The sequence below is a fragment of the Paenibacillus sp. 1SOY10 genome (assembly GCF_056836745.1).
On the sequence record NZ_JBXENK010000008.1, the window covers coordinates 130,232 to 146,724 of the forward strand.

Below are 16,493 nucleotides of genomic sequence, written 5' to 3' on the forward strand. Positions count from 1 at the left end.
CAGCCCAAGGCTGGGGTCCCTCCTTCTCTTCTGAGCCTTACCAGCCGACGCGGATGATGAGGCCTTTCGGATCACCTACCTCCAGGTAAGAAGCCTGGCCATTGACATCATCATAAGCGAAGCCGTAGGCCAACCCATTAATGCTGTGATCATGCCAGAACTTGGCATAATAATTGGCCGGTGCAGCTTGATAGTAATTGGATACATTGTTCCAGTCTCCAGAAGTGTACACGTGGCGATTAATGGCTGCGCAGGTTGCCGCATCCGTCAAGGCTCCGTCGCACAGGAAAATATCCTTGGCGCTGTATGGGGCGTATCCGGCAAAATAGTTGGCATTTGCTCCGCCTGGAGCGAATGACCCGTATACGGGGGCCACGATGCGATAAGGAGCGAGAAGTGTGCCGAGAGGTTTGAATTCTGCTGGAACCTCGGCCTGGTATTTAGCGAAGATACCGCTTCGTGTTTCGGATTCGAGCTCGCCTACGGTTTGATCGAAGGAACCCGATTTGTTAATCAGGCGATGTTGAATCGGGAAGCCAAATCCATCGACCCGAGTGGTGTTGCCATGATATCCGGTATTGTCGATGGTGAACTCAACAAAATCAAAAATGATATCAAGATGGGGATCGGTTGGATTCTTCAGATCCGGTCCGGCAAACCCATTATTAAAGGTTTTGATGAACATGGGCGTGCCTACGCTCAGAAACATCCGGCCCGAAGTGATCTTGGGTAAGGTAATCCAGGAAGAATCGCTGACCTTGTGATAAATATTTGCATAATTCACACCGTTCTTGGTTAAATGTCCCGGTGCATCATTTAAAGCTGTGGAGATCGGAATCAGGTTGCCGTTCAGATCCAGATAGCTCCACTGTTCATTTACCGGGTTGATACCGAGCACGCCCCAATAAATTTGATTGTCATTGTATGTTCCTTGTGTTCCATTCATGACTTTTACAGAGACGGCCCCGTCTGGTGGCGTAGGAACTGATGAAGGGTTAACGTCATAGATGGAGTTGGAAGAAGTGGGAGGCGGGGTGGAGCCGGCAGTGTAGGTAAAGATGTTGGTGTCATATGCCGGTGCACCATTATTATAAGTAAATGAATAGGCCAGCACGCTACCGGAGGCAATTCCCGGGACGGTCTGCTCATACCGGGATTGCTGGTTATTGTAAGTCATCCGTAAATTCTGTTGCACCCCATTGTTCACGGAGTAATGGATATCCACCCAACTTGTGTTAACTGTAGACTTGAACCATACGGTAGCTGTGCTTCCCGACAATTCAACGCCCTGGGCATAATCCGCAGCTTTGGCTTTCGTACCGAAGATTACTGTAGAAACCAGTAGTAAAGATAAAATCAGCAGGTAAGACATAGTTTTTCGCAACATTAAAAACTCCTCCTCTATAAATGGGATAAAAGCGCTGTCTCAATAATAGACATACAAATATTATCATTATTTTACAAAATATAGTAGTGTATAAATTTCGAAATAGGTTTAAAAATTTAAAATATTGTTCTTGTAGAAAAAATTACTTCATCTAATAGAGGGGATAGACAGGTTAGGATAGCATTCTCTTCTGTTAATTTGGTTCCTGACGACTACTCTCGAAGTAGGTCGAATGTCTTTTTAGGCTATTTGTAATCGGTTGAGCAGATGGGAGGCACCAAAAAGACCAAGGAGTTTAGGTACGGGGTACCTAAACTCCTTGGTCTTTGCCCAAATAAATAGAAGGGCACGTCCCGGAAGGAATACTCGCGCTCCGGCGCGAGTATCCGTCTGCCAGTCTGCCGTGCACAGACTGTCTCACTACGACGAACCCTTAGGGGTTCTCATCCCGATGTGACGACAAAAGGCTCCTCAAAAAAGGAGCCTTTATACTTTACGTCCCAGAAGGGATACTCGCGCTCCGGCGCGAGACTCCGTTCACCATTCTGCCGTGCACAGACTGTCTCACTACGACGAACCCCTTAAGGGGTTCTCATCCCCATGAGACGCAAAAAGAACCGGTTCAAACTGAACCGATTCTTTTTATACGTCCCAGAAGGGATTCGAACCCCTGACCGACGGCTTAGAAGGCCGTTGCTCTATCCAGCTGAGCTACTGGGACATCTCAATATAGAAAATGCAAGCAAAAAATATATTATCATATCAGAGGGAAAGAAGCAATAAAAAAAGTTTGATATCCTGGCGGATATTGCTTTTTGCCTTCGTCCAAGACTGTGCTATAATCTCAATTAACTGAAATACGGAGATAGGAGGTGCCCTTATCAGCGGTTTACGACCCGAGGAGAAGGATAACGTCGTTTTGTTCCCGAAGACGTTGGATTATTATCAAATTGAATTGACTCGCATGTTGGAGACGGAGCGATACGGAGAAGCGGTCGAATTACTGCAATTCCTATTGCAATGCCAGGGTGAAGACCCGCGTCACTATGAGGAATGGCAAGCCCTGCTGGATTGGCTCATCGGCGCATTTCCTACCTTGAAGAATGGTGCCTCCGGAGCCGTGGGTGACGAAGAGGATGAAGAGACCGAGGAATCACTGGCTCGCCGACATGTGGAGGCGAAGCTGGCCGAGGATTCTACATATATGGAAAAATTGCTGCAAGCTGCCATGGGCCGCCCATTCTCAGAGCAAACTTTGCTTGCTCTCGATCAATTAGCCTATGTGAATCAGGGGGAAGTCGATGAAGCACTGACCGCCTGGTTGAGCCAGACGGAGCTCCATCCGATGCTGCAATATCGAGTGCTGCAAACGCTACGCCGTCGTGGGTATACGGGGACGGTGTCGTTTTTTCGCGGCGGCGAATGGGTTGAGGTGGAGGTTGAGTCGGTACCGCTCAAGCCTGAGGACTTTCCTGCGGCGGTACAAGCTGTATTGGAGCGTGTGGGACATCAGACACAAGTGCATGATCCAACCTTGTTCTATTTCGCACAGGAATTATGGCTGCAATTGGTCATGGCGTTATACGGTACTGTGGATTACCGCTCCTTGCTGGGTGATGAGGATGCGGTACTCGACGTTTGGGCTGCCGCCCTGCATCAAATGGTGGCAGACAGTTTGCCCGGGGCGAAGACGGAGGAAGAAATCCGCTCGCTATATGGCATTACCGACGAATTGAGACTCCGTTACGAGCAGGTCTGCCGAACGTTCGGCAAGTTTATGTCAACAAGCCAAAACCGGAATCAATAACTCGCATTTAAGCCTGCTCTTGTAAAAAAACCTATTGTTGTTTATAATATAGTGGTTATTCTGAACGTGCTCATAGAGACAGCTATACTGATTCCTGATAGCTGCTTTATTCGCGATTCGGGCTCAGTATATTAAAGTATATGTGAAATTTGGAGGGGAAGGCATAAAATGAAAGCAACTTGGGAAAAAATAGAGAAGAACCTCGGCGTTCTCGAGGTCGAAGTGGATGCGGAACGTGTATCCGCAGCACTGGATAAAGCTTTTCAAAAAGTAGTAAAAAAAGCAAGCGTACCTGGATTCCGTAAAGGGAAAGTGCCTCGGGCTATCTTTGAAGCTCGTTACGGTGTGGAGAGCTTGTATCAAGATGCAATCGACATTTTGTTGCCTGAAGCTTACAGCGAAGCGATTGATCAAACGGATATCTTCCCTGTGGATCGTCCGGAAGTGGACGTTGAGCAATTTGCTAAAGGACAAGCATTTAAATTCAAAGCTACAATTACTGTAAAACCTGAAGTGAAGCTTGGCGAATACAAGGGCGTAGAAGTACCGGCTGTTAACGTTGAAGTGAGCGAAGAGGAGCTTGCTGAGGAACTGGAACGCTTGCAACAACGTCATGCTGAACTCGTTGTCATCGATGAGGAAGCTGCTCAAAATGGCGATACAGTTGTTATCGACTTTGACGGTTCCATCGAAGGCGTGCCTTTCGAAGGCGGCAAAGCGGAGCGTCATTCTTTGGAACTGGGAAGCAATGCCTTTATCCCTGGCTTCGAAGAACAGTTGGTTGGACTGGCTACCGGCGACTTCAAGGACGTAATGGTAACCTTCCCGGAGACTTATCATGCGGAAGAACTGGCCGGCAAAGAAGCCGTTTTCCAAGTGAAATTGCATGAAATCAAACGCAAACAGCTTCCTGAACTGGATGATGAATTTGCCAAAGACGTTAGCGAATTCGATACCTTGGACGAGTTCAAGGAAGATCTGAAGAGCCAACTGAGCAAACGCAAAGAGCAAGAAGGCAAGGCAACTCGTGAATCCGCTCTGGTAGACAAGATTGGTGAAAGCGTAGAAGTCGAAATTCCTGAAGCCATGATCAAAGGCGAAGTGGACAACATGGTCCGCGATTTCGACAACCGTCTTCGTTCCCAAGGGATGAACATGGACATGTTCCTGGGCTTCTCCGGTCAAACGGTGGATGATCTCAGAACACAAATGCAAGGTGACGCCGAGAAGCGCGTTCGTAATAACCTGGCATTGGAGCAAATTGCCAAAGCTGAGAAGATTGAAGTTACTCAAGATGAAGTTAATAAGGAACTTAACGATATGGCGGAAGCTTACAAACGTTCCCCAGAAGAGATTCGCAACATCCTTGCAGCCAATGGTTCGCTCAGCGGATTGAACGAAGAAATCCTGATCCGCAAGACGATCGATTTCTTGCTGGAGAACAGCAAGGAAGTTCCTGCTGAGAAAGCAGAAGCACCGAAGGCAAAGGCAGACAAGGAAGCAAAAGCAGAAAAAGAAGCAAAACCGGCAGCCAAGAAAACGACGAAGAAAACGGCCAAGGCGGCAGATGCTGACAAAAAAGAAGCGGAAGCAGCCGAAGATAAAGAATAATAAGTCATTATCCTTTAGACGGAGGCTTCGCCTGAATACATCATTACAGTTAGGGCACGTATACTCAAATGCGTGCCTTAATTTTTCACCTTTTAACGATACATATATTTCCATTTAGCGAGTACAAGCCTTCGGTTATATAATATGTGGAGGCAAACATAAACTGTATGGTGTGAAAAATGACATGACGCTTTGAACATGGTAGAATGTTTCTGTAAGCGCAAGGGAAACTGAAAAGGAAAAGAGGTTGGTCGCATGAGTCTGGTACCTATGGTCGTAGAACAGACGAGTCGTGGAGAGCGTTCTTACGACATCTATTCGAGACTCCTTAAAGATCGCATTATTTTTCTCAGTAACGCAATTGATGATGAAGTTGCCAATCTCGTGATTGCTCAACTGTTGTTCTTGGCGGCTGAGGACCCTGAGAAAGACATTCACCTGTACATCAATTCTCCGGGTGGTTCCGTGACTGCGGGGATGGGTATATATGATACAATGCAATTCATCAAGCCCGATGTGTCCACTATTTGTGTGGGAATGGCGGCGAGCATGGGATCTTTGCTGTTAACAGCGGGGGCCCCAGGAAAACGCTTCGCACTTCCTAACAGTGAAGTTATGATCCATCAACCGCTTGGTGGGGTGCGCGGTCAGGCTGCGGATATCAAAATCCATGCCGACTGGATCATTAAGACGAAGGAAAAATTAAACCAAATCTATGTGGATCGTACGGGTCAACCCCTTGAAAAGATCGAGCGCGACACGGACCGCGACTTTTTCATGAGCGCGGAAGAGGCTGCTGCTTACGGGATTATCGACCGGGTCATCAACAAGCCCACTAATTTGTAAAGGGGTGTTTACATGTTTAAGTTTAACGACGAAAAAGGTCAACTCAAATGCTCATTCTGCGGCAAGTCGCAGGAGCAGGTTCGTAAGCTTGTAGCAGGACCGGGCGTTTATATATGTGATGAATGCATCGAGTTGTGCACCGAAATTGTGGAGGAAGAACTTGGCCATGAGGAAGAGCTGGACCTCAAGGAAATTCCAAAACCAAAGGAAATTCGTGACATTCTGGACCAGTATGTTATCGGTCAGGAACAAGCCAAGAAATCGTTGTCCGTTGCTGTATATAATCACTACAAACGGGTAAATACGCAAAGCAAGATTGAAGACGTCGAGTTGCAGAAGAGTAACATTCTGTTGCTCGGACCCACAGGCTCCGGTAAGACATTGCTGGCTCAAACCATGGCCAAAATTTTGAATGTACCGTTCGCTATCGCTGACGCTACCTCTTTGACAGAGGCTGGTTATGTGGGTGAGGACGTAGAGAATATTTTGCTGAAGTTGATTCAAGCCGCCGATTACGATGTAGAGAAGGCGGAACGCGGCATCATTTATATCGATGAAATCGATAAGGTTGCGCGCAAGTCAGAGAACCCTTCAATTACTCGTGATGTGTCCGGGGAAGGGGTTCAGCAGGCCCTGCTGAAAATTCTGGAGGGTACGGTTGCTTCAGTCCCACCACAAGGTGGACGTAAGCATCCTCATCAAGAATTTATCCAAATCGATACGACCAACATCTTGTTCATCTGCGGTGGTGCTTTTGATGGTCTGGAGCAAATGATCAAACGTCGGATCGGTAAGAAGGTTATCGGCTTTAACGCAGTCAGTGATGGACAAAAAGAGCTCAAACCGGGCGAATACCTGTCCATGGTATTGCCAGAGGATCTGCTCAAATTCGGCCTGATTCCCGAATTCGTAGGCCGTCTGCCAGTTATCTCGACCTTGGAGCCGCTTGATGAACTGACGCTGGTTCGTATTCTATCCGAGCCGAAGAATGCGCTTGTCAAGCAGTACCAGAAGCTGCTTGAGCTGGATAACGTTAGTCTGCAATTTGAACCGAAGGCGCTTGAGGCAATCGCTCAAGAAGCGATCAAGCGGAATACGGGAGCGCGTGGACTTCGTGCCATCATCGAAGGCATTATGCTGGACGTGATGTATGAAGTACCATCTCGTGACGATGTGACGGACTGCGTAATTACTGAACAAGTCGTTCAGGAGAAGGCCGTGCCTGAATTAACCGCCACAACCAAGAAGAACAAAAAACAAGAAGAAAGCGCGTAAGCTAGTCGCGTAAAATAAAGACCGGGGTCTCCACCTTTGTGCTTGATGTGCCTGCCAAGGCTCTTCGCAGGGGTGGAGCTTGGTCGTTATGGGAGAGACCGAAGAATGACATTCTTGAGACAAGATACGCGGCCGGTCAAGATTGGTAATCTGACGATCGGCGGCAGCAACGAAGTGATCATCCAGAGTATGTGTACGACGAAAACGGCGGATGTGGCTGCTACGGTTGCGGAAATCCTCCGATTGGAAGAGGCCGGCTGCCAATTGGTACGCGTGACGGTGAACAATGAAGAAGCGGCTGCGGCGATCAAGGAAATCAAGAAACAAATTCATATCCCCCTTGTTGCCGATATTCATTTTAATTATAAGCTGGCGTTGTTAGCTATTGAGAACGGCATTGATAAGGTACGGATTAATCCGGGGAATATTGGGCGCCGTGAGAAGGTCGAGGCTGTGGTTAAGGCCTGTAAGGAGCGGGGAATTCCGATTCGTATAGGTGTAAATGCCGGCTCCCTTGAGAACCATTTGTTGGAGAAATACGGATTTCCTACTCCGGAAGCTATGGTGGAAAGTGCGCTGTTCCATATCGGAATCTTGGAGGAATTGGACTTCCACGATATCATTGTATCCTTGAAGGCTTCCGATGTGCCTATGGCCATCGCGGCTTATACCAAGGCGGCAGAGGTTATTCCTTATCCGCTGCATCTGGGCATTACGGAAGCCGGGACTTTGTTCTCGGGTACGGTGAAGAGTGCTGCGGGTATCGGGGCATTGTTATCTCAAGGCATTGGCTCTACGTTACGTATATCCTTGAGTGCTGACCCTGTTGAGGAGGTCAAGGTGGCTCGTGAATTGCTCAAGACCTTTGGGCTTATTACGAACGCGGCGACATTAGTATCTTGCCCAACCTGTGGGCGCCTGGATATTGATCTGTTCTCAATTGCCAATGAGGTGGAGGATTACATCGCTAACCTGAAGGTGCCGATTAAGGTGTCTGTCCTGGGATGCGCTGTAAACGGTCCAGGCGAAGCTCGCGAAGCTGATATTGGAATTGCGGGCGCTCGTGGGGAAGGATTGCTATTCCGATATGGGCAGATGATTCGTAAGGTGCCTGAAGAAGAGCTGTTGAATGAACTGAAGAAGGAAATTGATCATATTGTGGAGGTCTTCGAGGCGACAGGAGAAATACCTGGACGCAAAGAACACCGTACCCACGCCAATTCGTAATTATTTAATACAACCGTCTGTGGCCTCCCAAAGGTTACAGACGGTTTTTTTGCATTTTGTTTGATGATGGAGGGAAAAGGCTATACTACCAAGTAACAGTCAAAGTGTGGGAGGCCTAACGAATATGGAGCTAAATGTCATTCTCATCGCCGTTCAGATGTTTTTTGCGGTTGTCATTGGTATGTATTTCTGGAATCAATTACGCAGCCAGAAAGGGAACCGTGTCGCCATAGATAGGGAGTCACGTAAAGAGATGGAGAAGCTGCGTAAGCTGCGGGCAGTATCGCTGACCAAACCGCTCGCAGAACGTACACGTCCAGCCACGATGGATGATATCGTTGGGCAGAAGGATGGGTTACGGGCTTTGAAAGCGGCATTGTGCAGCGCTAATCCCCAGCATGTGATCATCTATGGACCACCTGGCGTAGGGAAGACAGCGGCTGCTCGGGTGGTGATGGAGGAAGCGAAGAAGAATCCTGTGTCTCCGTTCAAGTCTAACGCCAAGTTCACAGAAATAGATGCAACGATTGCCCGGTTTGATGAACGGGGGATTGCCGACCCGCTTATTGGCTCGGTGCATGATCCTATCTATCAAGGCGCGGGTGCTATGGGAATTGCAGGCGTTCCGCAGCCCAAACCCGGGGCGGTTACTAAGGCGCATGGCGGTATTTTATTTATCGATGAAATCGGTGAGCTGCATACGACTCAGATGAATAAGCTGCTGAAAGTGCTGGAGGACCGCAAAGTTTACTTGGAGAGTGCTTATTATAACTCCGAGGATACGGGCACACCTGCCTATATTCATGATATCTTTCAGAATGGTTTGCCGGCGGACTTTCGTCTGGTTGGGGCAACAACACGTTCTCCGCAGGAAATTCCAGCGGCTCTTCGCTCTCGTTGTATGGAAATATACTTCCGACCCTTGTTGCCGGAGGAGATTGCTCAAATTGCCGAAGATGCCGTTGGACGAATTGGCTTTCAGCCTTGTCCGGAGGCGGTGGAGGTCATTAAGAAATATGCTACCAATGGTCGCGAAGCCGTGAACATGGTGCAGTTGGCTGCTGGACTTGCCTTGACGGAGTCAAGGGATCACTTGTTGTCCTCAGACCTGGAATGGGTAGCAACGAGCAGTCAGTTGGCCCCTCGTCCAGACCGCAAGATTCCGGCCAGCCCAGCCGTGGGTGTCGTGAACGGGTTGGCGGTATACGGTGCAAATATGGGGACCTTGCTGGAGATTGAGGCTACAGCCGTCCCTGTCGACAAAGGCAAAGGGGTTTATCATATTACGGGTGTTGTGGATGAAGAGGAGATTGGTGGAGGAACCCGGACGTTACGCCGTAAAAGTATGGCCAAGGGCTCGGTGGAGAATGTGCTTACGGTATTGCAGCGTATCGGTCTGAACCCTTCGAATTATGATTTGCATATCAATTTCCCGGGGGGAACACCGATTGATGGCCCTTCGGCTGGTCTGGCGATTGCTACGGCCGTAGCCTCGGCGATCAAGCAGATACCCGTGAACCATCAGATTGCTATGACCGGGGAACTCGGTATTCATGGCAAGGTCAAGCCTGTCGGAGGTGTCGTATCCAAGGTAGAGTCGGCGCTTCAAGCGGGAGCCTTGACGGTGTTGATTCCCAAGGACAACTGGCAGTCCTTGTTCGAAGGCTTGGAAGGACTGCGAGTCATTCCGGTCGAGACGCTGGCGGAAGTGTTCCAGCATGTATTTGGCCCCGAGGTAGAGAAGAGCCTGGACGTGTCTATGGGCGGAGAGCATTTTGCTCTGGCAACAACTCCGGCATCCTTCCTGCATGCGGAGTCACCTTCGCAAGGTGGAGTGATCTAGTCCAAGTCGATGAACGATAAGCCGCATGACAGTGAAATTACGGGGAGGGGTTGCCGTGGGCAGCCGCTCCCCGTTGGTGTTTTTATGGAACATTTGCTAAAATAGCAATGATATCTACTGAGAACGTTTGGGAGGTGCATAAGTGGTGGGACCCTATAAAACGAAGGGCCGGCGCTTTCCGCTCTTGCCACTGCGGGGCCTTCTCGTCTATCCGAGTATGGTGCTGCACTTGGACGTAGGACGGGAAAAGTCCGTAAAGGCTTTGGAAAAGGCTATGGTCGAAGATAATCTGATTCTCCTCTGTTCTCAATCCGAAGTGAACATAGAAGAACCAAGCCAGGAAGATATATTCCGCATCGGAACCGTTGCAAAGGTGCGGCAAATGCTGAAACTGCCTAACGGCACCATTCGTGTATTGGTCGAAGGCATGGAACGCGCTGAAATCATGGAATATTTGGATAATGAAGAATATTACGAGGTTATGGCCAAAGAGCGTCCGGAAGAGGAGAACGATGATCCGGAGGTCGATGCGCTGATGCGCACGGTGCTAACCCAGTTTGAACATTATATTAACCTGTCCAAGAAGGTGACGCCAGAGACGTTGGCAGCCGTATCCGATATTGAGGAGGCAGGCCGTCTTGCTGATGTGATTACCAGCCACCTTTCCCTCAAGATCAAGGATAAGCAAGAAATTCTGGAGACTGTCGATGTTCGTAACCGGCTCGAGAAGCTGCTCGACATCCTGAATAATGAGCGTGAAGTGCTTGAACTGGAACGCAAGATTAATCAACGGGTCAAGAAGCAAATGGAGAAGACCCAGAAGGAATACTATTTGCGTGAACAGATGAAGGCGATTCAGAAGGAGCTTGGTGAGAAGGAAGGACGGGCTGGTGAGGCGGAGGAACTTCGAACGCAAATGCAGGAGAAGGACCTTCCGGATAAGATTCGGGAGAAGGTCGAGAAGGAAATTGATCGTCTGGAGAAAATGCCAGCCAGCTCTGCTGAAGGGGGCGTCATCCGCAATTACGTAGATTGGCTGCTCAGCTTGCCGTGGAGTGAGCGGACGGAAGATGATTTGGACCTGGCCAAGGCAGAGCAGGTACTCAATGAAGACCATTACGGCTTGGAGAAGCCGAAGGAACGTGTTCTGGAATATCTGGCGGTTCAGAAGCTGGTCAAGAAATTGAAGGGGCCAATTCTTTGCCTGGTGGGTCCTCCAGGGGTTGGTAAAACCTCGTTGGCCCGTTCCATTGCTCGCTCGCTTGGCCGTGAGTTCGTGCGTATCTCACTAGGCGGAGTACGTGATGAGGCTGAAATCCGCGGGCATCGCCGGACTTATGTTGGTGCGATGCCAGGACGAATTATTCAGGGCATGAAGACGGCAGGGACAATAAATCCGGTATTCCTGTTGGACGAGATTGATAAGATGGCCTCTGATTTCCGTGGCGATCCTTCATCGGCCTTGCTTGAAGTGTTGGATCCGGAGCAAAATAATACGTTTAGCGATCACTTCGTTGAAGTGCCGTTTGACCTATCCAACGTCATGTTTGTCACCACGGCCAATGCCGTACACAATATTCCCCGGCCATTACTGGACCGGATGGAAATGCTGTTTATTCCCGGCTATACGGAACTGGAGAAGCTGGAAATTGCCGATCGCTACCTGCTGCCCAAGCAGAAGAAGGAGCATGGGCTTGCGTCTGAGCAGCTTGAGATTGGTCAAGATGTCTTGTTGAAGGTGATTCGCGAGTATACCCGGGAATCAGGTGTGCGCAGTCTGGAGCAGCAGGTGGCTGCCCTTTGCCGTAAGGCGGCGAAGCAAATTGTGTCGGCGCAGGAGAAGGAACAAATTGTTATCGCACCCGATGACGTCAAGGATTACCTGGGTACGGCCAAATTCCGTTACGGCATGGCCGAGATGGAAGATCAGATTGGCACCGTCACTGGACTGGCCTGGACGGAAGTAGGGGGAGAGACCTTAGTCATCGAGGTGACGGTCGTTCCCGGCACAGGCAAGCTGACCTTGACCGGGAAGCTGGGCGACGTCATGAAGGAGTCGGCTCAGGCGGCATTTAGCTATACCCGCTCCAAGGCAGGAGAGCTTGGCATTGCCCCGGACTTCCATGAGAAGAATGATGTCCATATTCATATCCCCGAGGGAGCCATTCCGAAGGATGGTCCATCCGCAGGGATTACGATTGCTACGGCTTTGATCTCTGCGCTTACTGAGCGGTATGTCTCCAAGGAGGTTGCTATGACTGGTGAGATTACGCTACGGGGTCGAGTGCTACCGATCGGCGGACTTAAGGAGAAATCCCTGGCTGCCCATCGTGCGGGATACCGTAAGGTACTTCTGCCGAAGGATAACGAACGGGACCTGGGAGACATTCCGGAGAGCGTGAGGGAAGATATGGTGTTCGTTCCTGTGTCTCACATGGATCAGGTGTTGGAACATGCGTTAGTTGAACAGCCCAAGGTACATTGACGGATCAGGTTAGAGGCTGTTTGCACGCAAGGAGAGAGGATTGAATTGATGAAAGTAACCAATGCAGAATTTGTAATCAGCGCAGTAGGGGCCAATCAATATCCTGAGGACGGCTTACCGGAGGTTGCGCTGGCAGGTCGGTCCAACGTAGGCAAGTCATCGCTGATTAACCGAATGATCCAGCGCAAAAATTTGGCCAGAACAAGCTCCACCCCGGGGAAGACCCAGCATCTGAATTACTACCGCATCAATGAGGAACTGTACTTCGTGGATGTTCCCGGATATGGGTATGCGAAGGTATCCAAAACGCAGCGGGAGCAATGGGGGAAGATGATCGAACAATACCTGCAGGAGCGTGAGACGCTCCGGCTGGTGCTGCAAATCATTGACCTCCGGCACCCGCCGACCAAGGATGATGAATTGATGTATGACTGGCTGAAGGCGTTTGATCTTCCCGTTTGCGTCGTGGCTACCAAGGCTGACAAGATTCCAAAGTCACGCTGGCAGAAGCACTTGAAGATTGTGCGTGAAGGGTTAGCGCTTCGGGCCGGCGATCCGATTGTACTCTTCTCTTCAGAGGAAGGCATCGGCAAGGACGAGCTGTGGAACCTGATTAGCCAGCATGTCAAGCCAGAGGAATCAGGCAATGAAGTGGGAACGGATGCCTCTGAAGAACATGTGCGGAATTCAGTGGAAAGCGATGGATAGCGAAGGGATTTAGAGCAGTTCAGGTAGGAAAGTGAGCATGTAGCGGGAATGCTGCGCTTAAAAACGGCTTAATCCTGTTTTTTCTGGAAAATGGCAGAAATTCACGTTTTGGTTGCTGAGCAAAGGCTTTGGATCGTGGTGTATAATGTTGATAAAGCGAAACAATAAGAATTGAGGAGATTTTTATGGCTCAGCGGTTAGCCACAGAATATGTTAATGCCAGTATGCGTTTGTCGGAAGAACAGATGTCCCAATTTATTCACAAGGTATATGACCCTCATGTACGCCAGCGCGTCAAGGTGCTTGATCACGGTGGACAGGAGGTTGTGCTGGAGGATGATGGCGGGGAGGAAGTTCATTTGCCCTTCGACCGCAGAGACGGACATTACGTCTGTGAGCTGTCCTTCCGTTTGGAGGCACCTCATTTGACCAATGTCATGAGATTGCTGTTTGCCGCATTCAAGGGCACCGGCATGGTGACAAGAATTTATAACGGATTCATGATGATGTATTATTATCAGGAGGGTCGGGTTCGCAAAATTGTGGAGTATTCCCGGGATTCCTATAAGCTTGTCTTTGAACAGAAAGATGCAACTGCTAACTTGCAGCAGGTGTATCGCAACAATGATATCGAAACGGAGATTGCCGGTATTCAGAAGCGGATTAACGCGTTACTTGATACCCGTTTTGTTAGCAGGGACGCCCTGGAAACGGACGGCATCGATGATGAGTTGCGTAATTGCTCACGTCGGCTCTTTGTGCTTGAAGCTTAATAAATACGCTATTCAAGAGAATAAATACTTTCGGGCTCAGCCTTCTACATTCACGAATTCGTGAGTGGAGGAGGCTGTTGTTTGTTTAGCCGACTCGGAATGCAGTAAGTTCCACTCGGTGAGGAGCCGGGTTTGACGGATATAGTCTCAATAACCTACAATAATTTGGAAAGATGCTTCAGAAATGTATCAGAAAATGAAAGCGCATACCTGAACGGATGATAGGAATGGAGGCGGACGATGAGTCGATGGTGGTTCAAAAAGCAGATGCTTTCTTATCTTCCGCTGTTACTATTGATTATCTTTGTCCTGTTAGGTGCAACCTTCCTGTCCATTGTCCAGCAATCCAAACAAGATGTTGTTCGTGCCAATGGGGTATTTGCAGAGCATGTTCAGCAGGTTGTTGATTTCAATCTCAAGGCAGTCGAGACGCAGGTTCTGAACGCAGCACTACAAGATGAGAAGCTTGCAACTTATTTCTATGAGCAGGAATTGGGCAAACGTTATTTCTATAAATACGAAATCTCTAAAGAGCTGGATAAGATCAAGCTGTCATTGCCCCTCATTGAATCAATTTATCTATATCGGGCCGCAGATGAGACGGTGTTGTCGAATGCAATGTTTCTGCCATTGGACAAGCACAGCGATCAGGCGTTCATTCGAAGCTGGCTGGAACATAGCGAGCGTGATCACAAATGGTCGAATGCACGATCACTTCGTAACAAATATGCAGAGCAGACCGGAGATGTTGTCTCGTTGGTGAGCGCTTACCCTCCTCCGAAGGGGGAGAGTGGACTTATTGTTGTTAATGTAAAGGTGTCCGAGCTGCAGCAACTGGTTGCGGAAATGAATCAGGCAGCGGACATTAGCAGCGCAAGGTTAATTGGCAGTAACGGTCTGGATATCTTCAATTCCTCGTTCCCGAGCGACATGGAGGAACTACATCACATTGTATCGGACTATACAGGCTGGACGATTGCCACTGGCATACAGGACGATTCGGCCTATACCTTCACCTCCGGGCTGTTCACCGTGATGCTTGGGATTTCCTTGGTTATGTTAATACTGGGCATTGCCTGGATTGTTTACACAGCACGCAGTCAATACAAGCCAATCCATACCATCATGCAGCGTATTGTTTACTTTCGCTCGGCTCAACACGAGATTTTCCAGCCGCAGTCTCAGCCGACGAAGGATGAACTGAAATATATCGAAGAGGCCTTTCAGCATCTTACTAAACAGGTAATTGAATATGAGCGTGAGCAGGAAGAAAGCCTGATGTTCAAGCGTCGGCACAAGCTGCGTGAGTTAGTTGCAGGTAGTGAAATCTGGAATCGGGATGAATGGAAGAAGGCAGCCATTAAACTGAGGATATGCAGTTTCTCTACGCAGTTGTCCGTTGGGATTGTTGAAATCGATCATTACGCGGAATTTGCCAATCGTTACGCTACACGTGACCAGTATTTATTTCAGTTTGTTATGAACAGTGTATCTAAAGAGCTCGCAGGTCAGCATGCCGTGAATATATGGGCAGAGTGGCTGGAGGGATCAAGGATGACAATCTTGCTGGTCGACACCAATGGAACAAAACAGCTTGCTGAAGAGGATTCTTTGAATAGAAATGAACGGGGTCTTCAGGAGAGGGTTCATGTGATTGCCACCAGGCTGTCTGATTGGGTCAGGAACAATCTTGATTTCACAATTTCGATGGGACTCAGCAGGGCAATCTCAGATCCGGAGCAGCTATATCTGATTCATGCAGAAGCTCAGGAGGCTTTGAATGACAAGTTTATTCAGGGCAGCGGACGTGTGATTGCTTATGAAGAACTACATGTTGAGAGTCAGCGAGAAGTTTACAGACTGATCCCAAGGATTCGTTCCCTCACCCATGCCTATCGGATTGGGGAAGAGCGCTGGAAGGACGAGATGCATCTCCTATTCGAGGAACTGACTACAGGAGGGTTCGCCAAGAGTGATGTATACTATTTAATTAATCAAATTGTCCATATGCTCCGCAGAGAATTGATGGAGTTCTCTGAGGAAGGGCAGTCGCTTTGGAAGCAAGATTTATATCCGTCTCTGGAGCGTATGCTACAAGGAATGGAGACGATTGAAGAAACCAGGCAGCAACTTATGGCACTATTTACCGAGATGGAGGGCCGACTTGCAAAATATCGAGAGTCACGCAAGCATCATAGTCGGATGCAAGAGGTGCGACAATATATTGAGCAGCACTATGCAAGTCCGCATCTGTCACTGAATATGCTGGAGGAGCAATTTGGCATCAGCGGAAAATACATGAGCACCTTATTTCGCGAAGAAATCGGCGATAAGTTTGTTGACTTCCTGGCCAAGATTCGCTTGAGTCATGCAGAGCGTCTGTTGCTGGAGACCAATGAGGAGATTCAGCAAATTGCGCTTCAAGTTGGGTATACGAATCCGATGACTTTTATTCGCAGCTTCAAGAAGCATTACGGCATGACACCTGGAGATTATCGCAAACAGGAGAAACAGGAAATTTCATGACTTTA

The 16,493-nt window shown here is 48.9% G+C and carries 11 protein-coding genes and 1 tRNA gene; 10 read left to right on the forward strand and 2 right to left on the reverse strand.

What is annotated here, in order from left to right; translation table 11 throughout:
- Positions 1-37: 37 nt before the first annotated feature.
- Together AC1VOR_RS17745 and AC1VOR_RS17750 are read right to left on the reverse strand one after the other, a co-directional pair.
- Positions 38-1,387 carry a glycoside hydrolase family 64 protein gene (locus AC1VOR_RS17745; protein ID WP_482619719.1) on the reverse strand — a complete coding sequence of 450 codons (1,350 nt, stop codon included), beginning with the start codon at positions 1,385-1,387 and terminating at the stop codon, positions 38-40.
- A gap of 647 nt (positions 1,388-2,034) precedes the next feature.
- Positions 2,035-2,108, reverse strand: a tRNA-Arg gene (locus AC1VOR_RS17750).
- Between the two features lie 198 nt (positions 2,109-2,306).
- Here AC1VOR_RS17750 and AC1VOR_RS17755 point away from each other — a divergent pair.
- From AC1VOR_RS17755 to AC1VOR_RS17800, 10 genes are all read left to right on the forward strand, one after another.
- Positions 2,307-3,194, forward strand: coding sequence for a hypothetical protein (locus AC1VOR_RS17755; RefSeq protein ID WP_482619721.1), 888 nt, complete (start codon positions 2,307-2,309; stop codon positions 3,192-3,194).
- Positions 3,195-3,362: 168 nt separating this feature from the next.
- Complete coding sequence (gene tig, locus AC1VOR_RS17760) at positions 3,363-4,805, forward strand: trigger factor (protein WP_482619723.1); 1,443 nt, start codon at positions 3,363-3,365, stop codon at positions 4,803-4,805.
- A 255-nt stretch (positions 4,806-5,060) separates the two neighbouring features.
- Positions 5,061-5,651 carry an ATP-dependent Clp endopeptidase proteolytic subunit ClpP gene (gene clpP / locus AC1VOR_RS17765; protein ID WP_059049617.1) on the forward strand — a complete coding sequence of 197 codons (591 nt, stop codon included), beginning with the start codon at positions 5,061-5,063 and terminating at the stop codon, positions 5,649-5,651.
- Positions 5,652-5,663: 12 nt separating this feature from the next.
- Entirely contained in the window at positions 5,664-6,926 is a 1,263-nt protein-coding gene (gene clpX, locus AC1VOR_RS17770; protein ID WP_482619726.1) for an ATP-dependent protease ATP-binding subunit ClpX, read from the forward strand.
- 105 nt (positions 6,927-7,031) lie between these two features.
- Entirely contained in the window at positions 7,032-8,153 is a 1,122-nt protein-coding gene (gene ispG / locus AC1VOR_RS17775; protein ID WP_482619727.1) for a flavodoxin-dependent (E)-4-hydroxy-3-methylbut-2-enyl-diphosphate synthase, read from the forward strand.
- Between the two features lie 124 nt (positions 8,154-8,277).
- A complete protein-coding gene (lonB, locus tag AC1VOR_RS17780; RefSeq protein ID WP_482619729.1) occupies positions 8,278-9,996 on the forward strand; it encodes an ATP-dependent protease LonB in 1,719 nt (572 codons plus the stop codon).
- A gap of 145 nt (positions 9,997-10,141) precedes the next feature.
- Complete coding sequence (lon, locus tag AC1VOR_RS17785; protein WP_482619817.1) at positions 10,142-12,481, forward strand: endopeptidase La; 2,340 nt, start codon at positions 10,142-10,144, stop codon at positions 12,479-12,481.
- Between the two features lie 48 nt (positions 12,482-12,529).
- A complete protein-coding gene (gene yihA / locus AC1VOR_RS17790) occupies positions 12,530-13,189 on the forward strand; it encodes a ribosome biogenesis GTP-binding protein YihA/YsxC (RefSeq protein WP_482619819.1) in 660 nt (219 codons plus the stop codon).
- A gap of 185 nt (positions 13,190-13,374) precedes the next feature.
- On the forward strand, positions 13,375-13,962 hold the full coding sequence (locus tag AC1VOR_RS17795; RefSeq protein ID WP_482619730.1) for a non-ribosomal peptide synthetase module: 588 nt from the start codon (positions 13,375-13,377) through the stop codon (positions 13,960-13,962).
- Between the two features lie 240 nt (positions 13,963-14,202).
- Positions 14,203-16,488, forward strand: coding sequence for a helix-turn-helix transcriptional regulator (locus AC1VOR_RS17800; protein WP_482619731.1), 2,286 nt, complete (start codon positions 14,203-14,205; stop codon positions 16,486-16,488).
- Positions 16,489-16,493 lie beyond the last annotated feature (5 nt).